This window comes from Selenomonas sp. oral taxon 149 str. 67H29BP (genome assembly GCF_000146365.1).
GTDB lineage: Bacteria > Bacillota > Negativicutes > Selenomonadales > Selenomonadaceae > Centipeda > Centipeda felix.
Genome location: NZ_GL397087.1, coordinates 215,377 through 230,931 on the forward strand (window position 1 = coordinate 215,377; position 15,555 = coordinate 230,931).

General features: G+C 52.2%; 10 protein-coding genes. 1 reads left to right on the forward strand and 9 read right to left on the reverse strand.

Annotation, left to right across the window (positions count from 1 at the left end; translation table 11 throughout):
• Nucleotides 1-17 precede the first annotated feature (17 nt).
• From HMPREF9166_RS01075 to smc, 9 genes are all read right to left on the reverse strand, one after another.
• Nucleotides 18-2,105 carry a transglycosylase domain-containing protein gene (locus HMPREF9166_RS01075; protein ID WP_009442187.1) on the reverse strand — a complete coding sequence of 696 codons (2,088 nt, stop codon included), beginning with the start codon at nucleotides 2,103-2,105 and terminating at the stop codon, nucleotides 18-20.
• A 294-nt stretch (nucleotides 2,106-2,399) separates the two neighbouring features.
• Nucleotides 2,400-4,757: an endonuclease MutS2 gene (locus HMPREF9166_RS01080; RefSeq protein ID WP_009442188.1), complete on the reverse strand. Its 2,358-nt coding sequence runs from the start codon at nucleotides 4,755-4,757 to the stop codon at nucleotides 2,400-2,402.
• A 58-nt stretch (nucleotides 4,758-4,815) separates the two neighbouring features.
• Nucleotides 4,816-7,320 carry a DUF3656 domain-containing protein gene (locus HMPREF9166_RS01085; RefSeq protein ID WP_009442189.1) on the reverse strand — a complete coding sequence of 835 codons (2,505 nt, stop codon included), beginning with the start codon at nucleotides 7,318-7,320 and terminating at the stop codon, nucleotides 4,816-4,818.
• An 8-nt stretch (nucleotides 7,321-7,328) separates the two neighbouring features.
• Nucleotides 7,329-7,922, reverse strand: coding sequence for an SMC-Scp complex subunit ScpB (gene scpB, locus HMPREF9166_RS01090; protein ID WP_009442190.1), 594 nt, complete (start codon nucleotides 7,920-7,922; stop codon nucleotides 7,329-7,331).
• Nucleotides 7,909-8,637 (reverse strand): ScpA family protein, encoded by a 729-nt coding sequence (locus HMPREF9166_RS01095; RefSeq protein ID WP_009442191.1) that lies wholly within the window; start codon nucleotides 8,635-8,637, stop codon nucleotides 7,909-7,911. Before HMPREF9166_RS01095 ends, scpB begins: the two co-directional genes overlap by 14 nt.
• Before the next feature lie 8 nt (nucleotides 8,638-8,645).
• A complete protein-coding gene (locus HMPREF9166_RS01100) occupies nucleotides 8,646-9,275 on the reverse strand; it encodes a site-2 protease family protein (RefSeq protein ID WP_009442192.1) in 630 nt (209 codons plus the stop codon).
• 9 nt (nucleotides 9,276-9,284) lie between these two features.
• Nucleotides 9,285-9,836 (reverse strand): NUDIX domain-containing protein, encoded by a 552-nt coding sequence (locus tag HMPREF9166_RS01105; protein WP_009442193.1) that lies wholly within the window; start codon nucleotides 9,834-9,836, stop codon nucleotides 9,285-9,287.
• Nucleotides 9,837-9,873: 37 nt separating this feature from the next.
• Nucleotides 9,874-10,806 (reverse strand): signal recognition particle-docking protein FtsY, encoded by a 933-nt coding sequence (gene ftsY, locus HMPREF9166_RS01110; protein ID WP_009442194.1) that lies wholly within the window; start codon nucleotides 10,804-10,806, stop codon nucleotides 9,874-9,876.
• 29 nt (nucleotides 10,807-10,835) lie between these two features.
• Nucleotides 10,836-14,396, reverse strand: coding sequence for a chromosome segregation protein SMC (gene smc, locus HMPREF9166_RS01115; protein WP_009442195.1), 3,561 nt, complete (start codon nucleotides 14,394-14,396; stop codon nucleotides 10,836-10,838).
• A 144-nt stretch (nucleotides 14,397-14,540) separates the two neighbouring features.
• On the opposite strand from smc, the gene fba reads away from it, so the two are divergent.
• Nucleotides 14,541-15,539: a class II fructose-1,6-bisphosphate aldolase gene (fba, locus tag HMPREF9166_RS01120; RefSeq protein WP_039980791.1), complete on the forward strand. Its 999-nt coding sequence runs from the start codon at nucleotides 14,541-14,543 to the stop codon at nucleotides 15,537-15,539.
• Nucleotides 15,540-15,555 lie beyond the last annotated feature (16 nt).

Genomic DNA, 15,555 nt, shown 5'->3' on the forward strand with positions numbered 1-15,555 from the left:
GAATGATCCTCTCTTCTCTAGTTTTGTCCTTTTTCTATCCCCATGCCAGGTTCAGGCGCAGCTCCTTGAGACTCGACCGGTGCAGAACGTACGGATTCCGCAGGAGCAGTATTTCCCCCGCCCTTGGAAGTGCTTCCAGAGGTCTTTCCCTGCTCCTTCTTTTTTTCATCCGCTGCCTTTTTCTCACCAGAGGACTTCTCATGATCGACTGCCGTCTCCTCTTTGGCAGACGTGTCAGAATGGGCCGAACTCCCAGCGAAGCTTCGTATGGGCATCTGAGCCAATGCTTTCTGCATAAATGCCTGCCAAATAACGGCGGGGGTCATACCACCGGACATGCCGTGCAAGTCACTGACACTGTCATTTCCGATCCACACGCCGGCAACCAGATCCGGTATATAACCGACGAACCATGCATCATGATAGTCGCTCGTTGTGCCGGTCTTTCCTGCGGCCGGGCGTCCGATGTTGGCGCGCGTACCCGTCCCGCGCCGAATGGCATCTTCAAGCATCGCCGTCAGTGCCGCCGCATTGTCCGCTGACATAACACTCTTTTCTTTGCGCTCTGCTTCTTCGAGTACCTTCCCGGTACGCGATACGACACGCAGAATAGCAACGGGTTTGACGTGGATGCCACGGTTGGCAAATGTACCATAGGCGCTGGTCAGTTCCAGCGGGGTTACACCGCGCGTCATTCCGCCCAGGGCTGTTGCCAGATTACGGTCATTCGTCGCACCATCCAGGACAAATGTGGAAATTCCCATCTCCTGCGCGTAAAAAATTGCTTTATCGATGCCAATATCCTGTGCGATACGAACGGTTGGAACATTGAGCGACCAGCGTACAACATCGCGCAGGCGAACCTTGCCGGAGAAGTTGCGGCTGTAGTTTTGCGGCTCCCAAGAACCGACCTTCAGCGGCTTGTCTTCGATGATGGATTCCGGCGTATACTTGTTCTCGAGAGCAGCGGCAAAAACGAAGGGCTTAAACGCTGAGCCAGGCTGTCTGACTGCCTGTGTCGCACGATTGAACTGATCCGTTCCACGTCCGCCAACCATCGCTTTAATATAGCCCGTATGCGGATCGATGGCGACCAATGCTCCCTGTGGCTGAACGATCCCATTGGCATCCGTAAAGTAGGTCGGCAGATTCTTCATCGCCGTCTCTGCCGCGGCCTGCATATCCATGTCGATGGTTGTATATATCTTCAGACCGTCCTTGTAGATCGCATCATCTCCATATTTCTCTGCCAGCTGCTGGAGAACGTAGTCCACAAAATAGGAGGCACTCTTGCCGCCATCATTTGTATTTTTTGCAATATGCAGCGGCTCCTTCTTTGCCGCTGCGGCTTCACTGTCACTGATATAGCCGTACTTAACCATCTGATCGAGCACGACAGCCTTGCGCTCTGTCGCCGCATCCATATTGTTGACCGGCGAGTAATAGTTCGGACTCTTTGGAATCCCCGCAAGCATGGCACACTCATTGAGTGTCAAATCCTTGGCATCCTTGCCAAAATAGGTGCGTGCCGCTGCCTGAACACCGTAGGCTCCCTGTCCAAAGTAGATCTGGTTCATGTAGAGCTCAAGAATTTCCTGCTTCGTATACTGCCGTTCCAGCTGCAGCGCGAGGAATACTTCCTGTACCTTGCGCTTCAGTGTGCGATCCTGTGTCAGGTAGGCATTCTTCGCAAGCTGCTGCGTAATCGTAGAGCCGCCTTCCGTGACAGTCCGGCCGCGAATATTTGCCCAGATCGCACGTACAATGCCACGTGGGTCAATACCGATATGATCATAGAATCGATTGTCCTCCACCGCAATAAAAGCATTTTGGAGGTTTTTGGGGATTTCATTGATGCCAATCGGACGACGATTCTCCGCCGCATGGATATTCGCAATCTCATTTCCATGAATATCGTAGATCTGCGACGATGCCGGCGGAACAATGTCCTCTGCAAGATTTGATCTGGTATTCAGACTCGCCGTCAGGAAACCACAACCGACGCCGATGACCATGACGAACAAAACCAGTCCTACGACGAGGAGCATCTTTCCCAGGGAAAACCCTGACGACTTCTTCGTTGCTTTCTTTTCGCTCTTCTGCATGGATACCTTCCTAACCTAGGGAAGCACGATAATTTTAGTGCCATCATCTTGACGCATCTTTATTGCCCGTACTTTGGGGGGGGAAATCTAGTGCAGAGTCTCACTCTGCGTCCGGTTTTCCACCTCGTTCGGACGAAAAAATACGCCAATCTGACAGATTTCATTTTGTCAGTGATTCCCAAGATGTGTCCATTGGAGGCGCTTTGTGCACTCAATTTCTCTATTGTAACACAAAGTTTGTATTTTGTAAGGAGATTTTCTCAAAAAGCGCGCGTCAAGAGGAGTTTTTCACTTCTATTTCAGTGTAACAACGGTTGCACCCGTACCACCCTCAGCAATATCAGCAAAGGAGAACGAGCGGATGGATTTATTTCGCTTAAAGTAATCACGCAGCCCAAGGCGCAGCGCTCCTGTCCCCTTTCCATGAATGACCAGCACAGTGGAAAGCCCTGCAAAGACAGCATCGTCGATGAATTTCTCAAGAACTGCCTCAGCCTCCAATACGGTCATGCCACGCACATCAATCTGTGGGCGAACCTCTGCCGATTTTTGCGCCAATGAACCGCCGATGCGTATCTTGTTGATCTTTTTTTTACGCTTTGGGTGTCCGACAAATGTGCACGCATCCATCTTGACCATGGTACGCAGACCGCCAACTTGAACACTGAGCTCCTTGCCCTGCACGGAAAGCACTGTACCCTCCTGGGCAAGCGTACGGATGTAAACCGTATCCCCGCTTTGGATCTCACCGGGGCGAACGGGTCTCCCCTCCGCAGGAATTTTCGGCGATATATTGTGCACATAGGCCTCATTCAGTCTTGACCGTGCTGCTTGAATCGCTTTTTGACGTTCCTTGATGCCATGGTCATCAAACTGTTCCTTGAGCGACTGAATGGTCTCCTCGGCACTTCGTCTTGCCTCACGTACAATGTTGTTGGCTTCTTCGCGTGCCTTATGGAGGAGTTCCTGCTTCGACTGCTCAAATGCAGCACGTTCTGCACGAAGGCGTGACTCAGCCCTGCCAACATCCGTTTCTTTTTTATAAAGGAGCTGATTTTTTTCCTCATAAATCGTCTTGGCACGTTCCAAATCGTGAACAACGGTTTCAAACTGGGCATGATCCTCGCTTACATATTCTTCCGCCCGTGCAACGATCTCCTCCGGCAGACCGAGTTGGCGGCTGATGGAAAAGGCGTTGCTTGCCCCCGGTATACCGATGAGCAAACGATAGGTCGGACGGAGCGTCTTGAGGTCAAATTCAACCGATGCATTTTCAACGCCTTGCTGTGTATATGCATACGTTTTGAGATCGGCATAATGCGTTGTCGCAACAGTAGCAATGCGATTCATAAGGAAGTGTTCGATGATACTCCGCGCAAGAGCAGCGCCCTCATCAGGATCAGTTCCCGCGCCGACCTCATCTAGGAGCACCAGGTCGCCAAATGTCGCTCGATCGATGATGCGTACAATATTGCGGGTATGCGCGGAAAACGTGGATAAACTCTGCTCGATGCTCTGCTCATCTCCAATGTCCGCATAAATATTTTGATAGATCGGTATCTCCGAGCCTGACTCAGCCGGAAGAAAACAGCCGGACTGGGACATCAGCGCAAGAATGCCGAGGGTCTTCATGCTAACCGTCTTACCGCCGGTGTTCGGCCCCGTGATCAGCAGTGTGGAAAAAGTTTTCCCCAGCTCTATATCAATTGGAACGACCTTGTCCGGAGGGAGCAGCGGATGCCGCGCTCTTCGCAGATGCACATACCCGTCTCTGTTCAAAATCGGTGGATAGGCGCTCATCTCACGCGCCAAAGAAGCACGAGCAAAAATGAGATCGAGATCGGATAAAATCGTGCAGTTGGCAGACAAAACATCAGCAGAACGGGCAATTTCACCGGTCAATCGCTGCATAATACGCAGGATTTCCTGCTCGCGTGCAATCCCCATCTGACGCACAGTGTTATTCAGCTCGACAATGGCGAGTGGTTCGATAAACAGTGTCGCGCCGCTTGCAGATTGATCGTGAATGACACCTGGAAATTGGCTGCGATATTCCTGCTTGACCGGGATGACATAGCGTTCATCGCGCACGGTGACAATAGCTTCCTGAAACATTTTTTGATAGGCTGCATCGTGAAGAATGGAAGAAAGCCGCTCCTTTACCCGCGACTGCGCCGTACGCAGCTCATTCGTGATGCGACGAAGGACGGGGCTGGCATCATCGCGAAAATTTCCGTATTCGTCAATCGCTGCCTTAAGATTCCGTTCCAACATGCCCAAGATTTCAATGCGCCGTGCCAAGTCTTTCAGCAGCTCTGCATCAGCAGACAGATCGCGGAAAAAACACTTCACGTCTCTCATGCCGCCAATGGTGCTCTTGACCAAGCGCAGCTCATCCAGCTCCAGCAGAATACCACGACCTGCCCTTTTAAGAATCTCCTGCAGATGATGGATGCCATCAAATGGAGGCGGCTGAATCTGCGCAACCCGCACTGCCTCTTCGGTCTCCCTCTGAAGCCGTGCAACGTGATCATAGTCGGAAGATGGCATGATACTTCTGCATCGTTCTTTCCCATAGGCTGTGGCGGCATACGATGCGAGTCTGGTTTTTATTTTTTCGTATTCTAAAACCTTAAATGACTCCGTGTCCATAAGTACCTCTTTTTATCGAGAATGCGTCAAAATAATGCGACAGAACTAATCGGTGCTTCTACAAGATTCCACGAAAGTAATGACCGCGTGTAATGTCATTTCCTTCCTGCATTTGCAGGCGCTTTTCTTCTTCCTCAGTTAATGGCAGAGATAATTTCATCGCATCCCTGTAGGCAGAAACCGTACGCCGCAGCTCATCCGGTGCCGTGCCGCGTCCTTCGATGCGCAGGGTCGTAATCCCCGCACGTAAAATCTTCGGAACATGTGGGAGGAGCGACAGCTTCTTGCTGTTCAATATATGCATACGACAGAATTGATCGGTTACAATGGGAAAATCGATCCCCTTGCGGTCATGCAAAGAATATCTTCCTTTTCGGCATGGCATCGTGCACTGTCCCTTATCTAAATCGCCGAGAAAACTTCCGAGCACACAGTATTCCGATACCATCAACGGCAAGCGGCCGCTGACCATCATGCTGAGCGGGATGGCAGAGTCATGGGCGAGCCGCGCTGCCTGTTTTTCGTTTAACTCTGGCGAAATCGTTGCTTCCTTAAAGCCATAAGACTGCAAAAACTCAATGGTTGCCCTATTGTAGCTGATCATTGATGCATCTGCATGAAGAGCAGCAGAACAATGCTCCTGCGCGAGATGGGCAGTTCCGATATTATGGACATGAAGAGCAGCAGGTAATTTGTTTTCAAAATGTGCCAGAAGATCCGCCAATGCAGCACATTCACTTTCATGGACGATACGTGGCGTATTATAGTCAATGCGTACGTGATGCGCCTGTGCATAGTCCCAGACAGCATCATAATCACGCGGCTGCAAATGGCGCCCCTCATAGGACTCACCGCCGTAGAGAATCCCATCTGCACCGCCGGAAATTGCTGCTTCGGCAGCCGCAAGGGAATCCACAGAGACCATCAATTTTGCAGGAGGTGCAGTCGGCACATTCTCCCGTACCGGAACCGTGACGTGACATGTCTTTTTCTTCGCCTGAAAGTGGCTAATGCGTACCTCTTCTAGTGCGGCAATAGCTGCTCTGCGGAGCTTATTCAGTTCGCTGACGGGAACCATTACTTCCGGATCGATCTCACAGGTGAGTTCTTTCATGACAAACGCCGTTGTTCCCAGGCGTTCCATCTGTGCTTTTGCTATTTCGTTGGTGAGAGGACGCTTTGTCGCGCGCACCGGCAGGTACTCACTTTTTTCATCGACACAGTTTCCTGCATCATCTTCAATATGAAGGGTCAGCGGAGCTCGTACTTTGGCATGAAGGTGCATGGCGACAGGAATCTTAGCAAGAGCATCCGCTGCATAGGAACGGCGCGCCGTCTCCATCAGTTTTGTATCATAGACCTTGAAGGCTCGGTCATGCATACGTACACGCCCACGGATCCGAAAGGAGACAATATCCCCCGCAGATGCTGCCGGACACTCGCGCCCCTCTTCGTCATAGAGATGTTCGATCTCCGCAGAAACGCGTCCTCCGACTTTGACCCAGAAATCCAGCTGATCGCCAACAGCAAGATCACGGGCAAGTTTCAGCGACACCATTTCCGTACGGGCATCATAATCGACGACACGGCCGACCAAGAGCCCCCGATTGTTCGGACGGCGGTCGCTCATCATCTGCTTCCCTTGGTGTCTTTCCATGTATGCTGTTGTGAAGTCCCGATTAAACACCTGCGCCAGATGATCGCGATCATCATCGTCGATCGGCGGATTTTTTGCAGCAAGATAGTGATCGATCGCCTTTCGGTACGTGCGGACAATGGTCGCAACATACTCAGGACGTTTCATCCGCCCCTCGATCTTCAGCGAATATATCCCTGCGTCGAGCAGCTGTGGAATCAGATCAACGGCATTCAGATCGCGCGGAGAGAGCAGAAAATTTCCGGCAGAATCGCCGAGCACATCTCGTCCTGCTGCATCGATCAGTGTATACGGAAGGCGGCAGGGCTGCGCACAGCGGCCACGATTCCCGCTGCGCCCGCCGATCATGCTGCTCATCAGACATTGTCCTGAGTAACAGACACAGAGTGCGCCATGCACAAAGCATTCGATCTCAATACTGCTCTCACAGCATATCTTCTGTATCTCAGGAATGGACAATTCCCGTGCGAGAACGACGCGGGAAAATCCAAGCGCTGCAAGAGCCTTTACCCCTGCACTGTTGTGGATGGTCATCTGCGTACTCGCATGCAGCGGAAGAGACGGTGCGATTTGCTGTGCCAGACGTGCCGCGCCGAGATCCTGTACCAATACAGCATCTGCTCCAACCGAGGAAAGAAAGGATAGGTATTCCTTTAACTTAGGGAGTTCCTCATTGTCGATGATCGTATTGACAGCGACGTGTACCTGAACGTTCTTCAGATGCGCATAGCGGATGACATCGCTCAGTTCCTGCTCGTCAAAATTGGCCGCATAGGCACGCGCACCAAACATTTTTCCCGCGAGATAGACGGCATTCGCTCCATTTTCAACAGCAGCATAAAAAGCCTCTTTCGTTCCCGCAGGCGCGAGCAGTTCTACCAATGATTCCACCCCTTTATTTCGCATAAGCTAAGTTATTCTTCTTCCGTAGAATCCGATGCCCCCTGCATCTCCTCAAATAGACGCAGCTGGTCATCATCCAGCGTCTTCTTTATATCGTCGATGTTCGGTAAGGCAGGAAGATCCTCTATCCGCGCTAGGCCAAAGGAGCGCAAAAACAAATCTGTCGTTCCATACAGAATGGGACGCCCGACGACGGGTTTACGTCCCATTTCACAGATAAGTTCCAGCTCCATCAACCGTCCAATGGAGCGTTCGGCGCGCACCCCGCGGATGTGTTCTACCTCCTGCTTGGTGATGGGCTGCCGATAGGCAATAATGGAAAGGGTTTCCATCGCAGACGAGGACAGTGTCGGCTGTATTTTTTCAGCGAGCTTCTGCACCCACGGAAAGGCACTGGGGTGCGTCACGATCTGATAGCCGCCTGCCGATCTGCGCAAAAATATTCCGCGCCCCTGCGCAGCGATATCGCGTTCGAGGACGGTCAGCGCCTCCTGCACCTCCCACTCCGGAACCTCGATGATCTCTGCCAGTTTTGAGAGTGGAAGCGGTGCACCTGCGGCAAACAGAACGGCTTCAAGAATACTCGAGCGGCTAAGAGACTGCACTGCTACCCTCCTTTGTTGAAATCGTAATCACATGATACAGACATTCCTGCGTAACGAGTACCGTCTGCATCTTGACGAGCTCCAGCAGTGCCAAAAAGGCAGAGAGCAGCTCTTCCCGCGTTCCGCTGGGAAACGCGTCGCTCAGTTTCATGCGGCCATGATGTGTATGGAGAAGAGACAGAATATCCGCCATCTTATCCTGCACACGATACTCCTCCGCTGAAATGACAACCGTCGGGATGCGTGGCTTCTCCTGCGCGCGCAGGACATCCGAAAAAGCCCGCAACAGCGCATCAGGAGAAAGACCAAGCAGCGGCATGCGATGCGCAGGGAGCGGCATGGGAGAGCGTTCCACATAGGGACTTTGTGCATCGTTCATCGTTGCGAGAAGCGACGCGATTTCTTTAAATCGACGATACTCCAATAGACGTTCGACAAGTTCCCTGCGCGGATCTTCTTCCTGCTCCTCATCTGTTTCGGCTGGAGGAAGCAGCATACGGGCTTTAATCCGCAGCAATGTTGCCGCCATGACCAAGAACTCGCTGGCATATTCAATATCGAACTGGTAGAGCCTGTCAATATGATCTAGATACTGGCGCGTCAAATCGGCAATTGGAATATCGTAGAGATCGATCTTATTCTTTTCAATAAGATGCATGAGCAGATCCATGGGTCCTTCAAACGCATCTAATTTGACCAGATAGTCGTCCTTCATGACACAACCTAAAATAGGAGTGCCGATCCAAGCACTTTATAGAATCCGTAAACCAATCGAAAAAGCGGCATCAGTACAACGCTCAGAATCGGTGTGGCAATAAATACGATCATGATGAGAATACTGTATCGTTCTATCGACTGATAACGATAAGCAAGATCCGGCGGCAGCAGGTTGCGGAGAATATGCGAGCCATCGAGCGGCGGAATAGGAAGCATATTGAAAATGGCGAAGTTCACGTTGTAGACAAAGATCATCTGTATGATCGTATAGGTGATCTGCGAGACATCAAGGCGGTGTGCATTGATCAGCAGCATAACGTAAAAAGCCACAAAGCCGAGGAACAAATTCATCATCGGCCCCGCGAGTGATACGAGGATATCGTCACGTTTGGGTTGACGAAAATTGCTTGGATTGATCATGACCGGCTTTGCCCATCCGAATCGTACCAAGAAGAGCATCAGGAGACCAATGGGGTCGATATGGGCCGTTGGGTTCAACGTCAACCGCCCCATGAGACGCGGGGTAAAGTCCCCCAGAGAGACGGCGGCACGCGCATGCGCATACTCGTGAAAGGTCATTGCAATGACAAGCCCGGGAATGCCGAGCAGCATTTCCTGTAAATCAAATCCGAACATCAATATCTCCTATGACTCGATGGGACAATGCGGTGCTGCCATCATCAGCGAGATGATGGTTTTGGCATCGATGATTTCTCCTGTATTGACCAGATGCAGTGCTTCTTTTAGCGGCATTTGTACCACATTGACAAACTCATCTTCATCCGTATGCTGTCGTCCGGAGGAAAGCTGACGTGCGAGGTACAGATGAATGTACTCATTCGAAAAGCCGACGGTGGTTGCAATCGTCGTCAGTTTATCGTACTGCTCCGCCGTGTAGCCCGTCTCCTCCGACAGCTCCCGCCGCGCACAGTGCAGTGGATCTTCCCCTTCGGCATCAAGCTTTCCGGCAGGGACTTCCAAGGTAACCTTGCCGATCGGGTGGCGATACTGCCGCACGAGAATAACATTTCCATCGGGGAGGAGCGGAAGTACGGCCGCAGCCCCCGGATGGCGAATCCACTCGCGCACCCCCTCTTTTCCGTTCGGCAGACGCACTATGTCGCGGCGCACATGAAGCAGCGTGCCGTCAAATATATCCTCGCTGCGAACGGTATGTTCGATCAGATCTTCATCCATCGACGATCCCTTCTTTCGTTACAGATACCTGTCTCTATTATGCTTCTGCATCTTCGCGTTTGGCAAACAGTGCGTTGACGAAATCCTCCGCATGGAAGGGACGTAAGTCGTCAATGCCCTCGCCTACGCCAATCCACTTGATGGGAATGTCGAGCTGCGCTGTGATGCCGATCGTGACGCCGCCCTTCGCCGTTCCGTCCAGCTTGGTGAGGACGACACCGGTGACAGGGGCTACCTGTGAAAACAATTCTGCCTGGCTAATCGCGTTCTGCCCCGTCCCTGCATCGAGAACAAGCAGTGTCTCATGGGGAGCCCCCGGGACCTCGCGTCCGATCACACGGTAGATCTTCTCCAGTTCCTGCATGAGATTGGACTTTGTCTGAAGGCGCCCCGCCGTATCCACGATGACAAGCTCCGTTCTGCGTGCCTTTGCCGCCTGAAGCGCATCAAAGACAACGGCGGCGGGATCCGATCCTTCGCCGTGTTTAATGACCTGAACATCCGCTCGCTTGCCCCAGACCTCAAGCTGCTCGATGGCGGCCGCGCGAAACGTATCTGCCGCCGCCAGCAAAACACTTTTGCCCTGATGACGATAGTAGGCACTCAGCTTCCCGATGGTCGTCGTCTTGCCGACACCATTTGTCCCAACCACCAAGATCACCGTTGGAGGTTGATCCGCCATGGGCGTATCACTCTCTCCACGATCCAAGATGCGAACAATTTCTTTTTCCAGAAAAGGAATCAAGTCATCCGGCGTCTGAATTTCCTTATTTCTGATCCCCTTTCGTACAGATGCAATCAGCATCTCCGTCGTCTTGACGCCTACATCGGCCATCAAAAGGGTTTCTTCCAGCTCATCGATGAGATCGTCATCAATATCAGCATAGCCAATAATCAAGCGTTCAATGCTATGGGTAAAATTCTCCCGCGTCTTCGTTAAGCCTTTTTTCAGGCGATCAAAGAATCCCACGACAACTCCTTTCTCTGAGGAAGCACTGATTAGGCGCTCTGCTCTGCCTCATAATCCTTCAGGCGGATTGACAGCACCTTGGAGACGCCGGCATCCTCCACGGTAACGCCGTACATCGTATCCGCTGCCCTCATGGTTCCCTTTCGATGCGTGACCACAATAAACTGCGTGTGTTTTGCAAACTCCTGCAGGAAGTCACCGAAGCGCAACACATTTGCCTCATCCAGCGGCGCATCGATCTCGTCGAGAATAGAAAATGGAGACGGCCGATAGCGAAGAAAGGAAAACAACAAGGCGATCACCGTGAGTGCACGCTCACCACCAGATAGAGCAGACAGATTCTGCCGTTTCTTATCCGGCAGAGTAACGAGAATCTCAACACCGCTGTTCAGAATATCTTCCTTGTCCGTCAGCCGCAATTCTGCGATTCCTCCGCCAAAGAGCCGCACAAATATCTTGTTGAAATACTCCTGAATCTGACGGAACGCTTCGCGGAATGTCCGGGTCATATCCTGGTCTATCTTTTGAATGATCTGCTCGATATCCTGTTTGGCCGACTTCAGATCCTCTACTTGACGTTCTTCTTCCTCGTATCGCGCTTTCTTTTCTTCGTACTCCTCTATGGCATTCGGATTGACTGTGCCAAGCGATTGGATGGCGGATTCGAGTTCGTGCAGATAGGCGCTGACTACCTGCGGCTCTGCATGCTTTGCCTGGACAGATGCTGATTCGGGCGTGAGGCCAAAGTCGCTCAGTAAACGCTCACGACAGTCCTCCATGCGCAGCTGAATCCGTTCCACGAGCTTATCGCACTCATGCCGTTTGGAGCGGATCTCTTCCAAATTTAAGAGACATTTCTTCAGTGCCTCATCCAAAACGCGCACGTCTGCTTCGTGGGCAAGACGTGCATCCCGGAGATCACTGCTGTTTTTCCTGCTCTCACGAAGGAGTTTCTCCTGTGCAGATATCTCCTCTGAGAGCGATGCGATCCGCGCTGTCCCCTCTGTCAGTTCCTCAGACAGCTGTTTCTCTTGGGCAGTAATATCACTTTGTGTCTTACGGGCATCCTGCTCTTCCAATACGCGGGACTTACGATGCATTTCCTCCGTATCAATGGAGGTTCGAAGTGAGGCAAGCTCCACTTCGAGTGCATGGATGGCGTCCGCTGTCTTTTTTAATGCAGCACCGTACTCCCTGCCAGCCTGATTCAGCTTCTCCTGTTCATGGATAAAGCGAGACTCATGTGCCTCACACTGCGCAATATGACGCTCCAACTGCACACGTTTCTTGGCGAGCTGTGCGGAGTATATGGCACGTTCCTGCTCAGCATGCTCCATCTTCTGAACGGCCTCTGCATGATCCAGTGCGCGCGCCTGTAGCAGTTCACGATTTCCATTGTTTTTTAATAGTTCACCCGACAGTTGCTCGATTCGCTTCGTACAACGCTGAACGTCACGATCTTTTATTTGCCACGCATTCTGATGCGCTTCTCGTGCAGCACGATATTCGCCGCATAGTTTGCTTTTCGCTGCAAGATTCGCCTCAGTTGTCTCGATCTCCGCATGGCGATTGAGCAGCATTGTCTGCTGTTTCCTTCGCCCTCCACCCGAAAGTGACCCGCCGGGATTCAGCAACTCTCCGGTAAGTGTGACGATGCGAAGACGATATCCTTCCTTCTTCGCTGTCACAAGAGCATCGTCAAGGGTTTCCATCACCAGTGTCTGTCCAAGGAGATGATCCACGACCCTCTGGAATCGTCCATCCGCCTGAACAAGTGTATTCGCCCAGCCGATAATGCCTTTATGCTGCTTGGTATCTATATCCCGTGGAGGGCGCACCGTAATCGTCGTCAGTGGGAGAAAGGTGACGCGTCCGCCATGATTCCGTTTCAGATAGCCGATCGCTTCCTTTGCCGTCTGTGCATCTTCGGTGACAATATTGCGCACACTCCCACCGAGCGCTGCCTCCATTGCCGCAAGGAAGCGCTGCGGAATACGTATGAGATCGGCGACGGTTCCCGCCACGTGGCTTCGCCACGGCTCCTGGGCACGGAGGACGATCTGTACGTCCTTGCCAAATCCCTCATAGCTCTCCTGCATACGCCGAAGAAACTCCAGACTCTGCTGTGCACGGAGCATCTCGCCCTCAGTCTGTCTGATCTGCCGTTCATCATTCTCCTGTGCGCGGCGAAGTTCTTCCATCTCTTGTTGGATGCGGCTGCATTTTTCTTTCCCCCCGCACAATTCTTCTTCGATACGGCGGGCCGCATCCTCTGCTGCTGTAATTTCAGACTGTGTCTCTATCAAAAGTGACCTTCTTCGGGCAAGCTCCTCCTGTGCCGATGCCGCATGGTCGCTGTCTTGATGCGCCCCCGATACGGCAGCAAGTTTTTCACGCAGGCGTGCCAACACACGCTGCACGGCGTGCCGTGCATGCGCATTACGCTCCTGTTCCTTTTCCTCTGTATGCACGAGAGCCTGCACGCGTTCAAGTTCAGCACATGCCTCATGCAGCGCATGTTCTTTTCCGGTACATTCCTCTCTTTTCCGTACGAGGAGAGCATCAATCTGAGCAATTTCCTGTAGTGTCGTCTGAATCTTAACTTCGGCAGACTGGCGTTGTTGCTCAATATATGCTTTTCGTTTCTCTCCTTCATCCCGGCGCCCTTCCAGGAGAGCAGCTTCTCTGGTTAAATGATCCAGCTTAGATTGAAGCTCTGTACTCTTTTGCTCCTGTTCTCCCATACGGAGATCAATGGCAGCCATTTTCTCTTCGAGTGCAGTCTTCTGATCTTCTTTTTCTTTCCTCTCCTGCATCGCACGTATCTCTGCCTCTTCGTGCACATGCAGATCTCGATCAGCGGATTCTTGCTCTTTTTGCAGGCTTTCGTGCTGGTGGACAAGGGCAGTCAGCTGGTAGCTCCGTCGCTCTGAATCCAGTCCACGGAACTGTTTGGTCTTTTCCGCCTGTTGGGACAACGGCTGAAGCTCAGTGGCCTGCGCGTGCATAATGTCACTCAAGCGCACGAGGTCAGTATCATTGTCACGCAGCTTGCGGAGTGCCTCCTGTTTGCGCGTGCGGTATTTTGTGATCCCCGCAGTTTCATCGAAAAAAACGCGCCGATCTTCCGGACGGCTGTCAAGGATATCGTTCAGGCGATTCTGTCCGATGATGCTCATACCATCGTGTCCGATCCCTGTGTCGGCAAACAACTGATATATATCCTTGATACGACAGCGGGAGTCATTCAGGTATATTTCACTGTCCCCATTGCGATACAGTCGGCGCTTGACCACAACCTCCTCGTAGTCAATGGGCAGCGTCTTATCCGTATTGTCAAATACAAGAATTACCTCTGCCACACTCAACGCACGCCGTGCAGAAGAGCCGGCAAAGATGATGTCCTCGGCACGCAGCCCACGCAGCATACGGATATTCTGTTCCCCCAGAACCCAGCGCACTGCGTCGGTAATATTGCTTTTTCCACTGCCATTCGGTCCCACAACCGCTGTGATTCCCTGATCAAACTGGACGACAATTCGCTCGGCGAATGACTTGAATCCATAAGCCTCCAAGCGCTTTAACTGCACGCGATGCACCCGCCTTTACCGATTAGTGTTCCCATTATAGCAGAACCGATGGGAAATTTCAAAAAGCGGTATCTTCACTCAATAATCTATGCTATAATTAAGACATTCGATGAATCATTGTTAATCTGTTTAGGGGGTAATCACATGCCACTCGTCGGAACAAAAGAAATGTTTAAGAAAGCCTACGACGGCGGATATGCCATCGGCGCTTTCAACGTCAACAACATGGAGATTGTCCAGGGGATTACGGATGCCGCCGGAGAGTTAAAGTCTCCGCTGATTCTGCAGGTCTCCGCAGGTGCACGCAAGTATGCCCGTCATGAGTACCTTGTCCATCTCGTCAAGGCAGCACTCGAAATCAACGATATTCCCATTGCGCTTCACCTCGATCACGGCGCAGATTTTGACATCTGCAAGGCGTGCATCGATGGCGGTTTCACCTCCGTCATGATCGACGGCTCGCATCTCCCCTACACAGAAAACGTGGCACTTGCTAAGCGCGTTGCCGAGTATGCACATGCGTACGGCGTTGTTGTCGAGGCGGAGCTTGGTCAGCTGGCAGGGATCGAAGACGATGTCAACGTCTCGGCAGAAAATGCGTCCTACACGAAGCCGGAGGAAGTCCAGGACTTCGTCGAGAAGACGGGCGTTGACTCCCTCGCCATCGCGATCGGCACCTCGCACGGCGCATTTAAATTCACGCCGGATCAGTGCACGCGCAATGCGGATGGCGTTCTTGTCCCGCCGCCGCTCCGTTTCGACATCCTTGCGGATATCGAGACGCGCATCCCCGGGTTCCCCATCGTGCTCCATGGTGCATCCTCTGTTATTCCGAAGTACGTCAAGATCATCAACGAGAACGGTGGCCACATGCCGGATGCGGTCGGCATTCCCGAGGATCAGCTCCGCCGTGCCGCAAAGTCGGCTGTCTGCAAGATCAACATCGATTCTGATCTGCGTCTTGCGATGACGGCAGGCATCCGCGAGCACTTCAAGAAGGAGCCGTCGCACTTCGACCCGCGTCAGTACCTGTCCGATGGTCGTAACTACATCAAGGAGCTCGTTGCTCACAAGATCAAGGAAGTCCTCGGCTCGGATGGAAAGGCACCCGAAGTTCAGGCTCTCATCGACCAGAATAAGTAATTCTGCGACTTAAGCA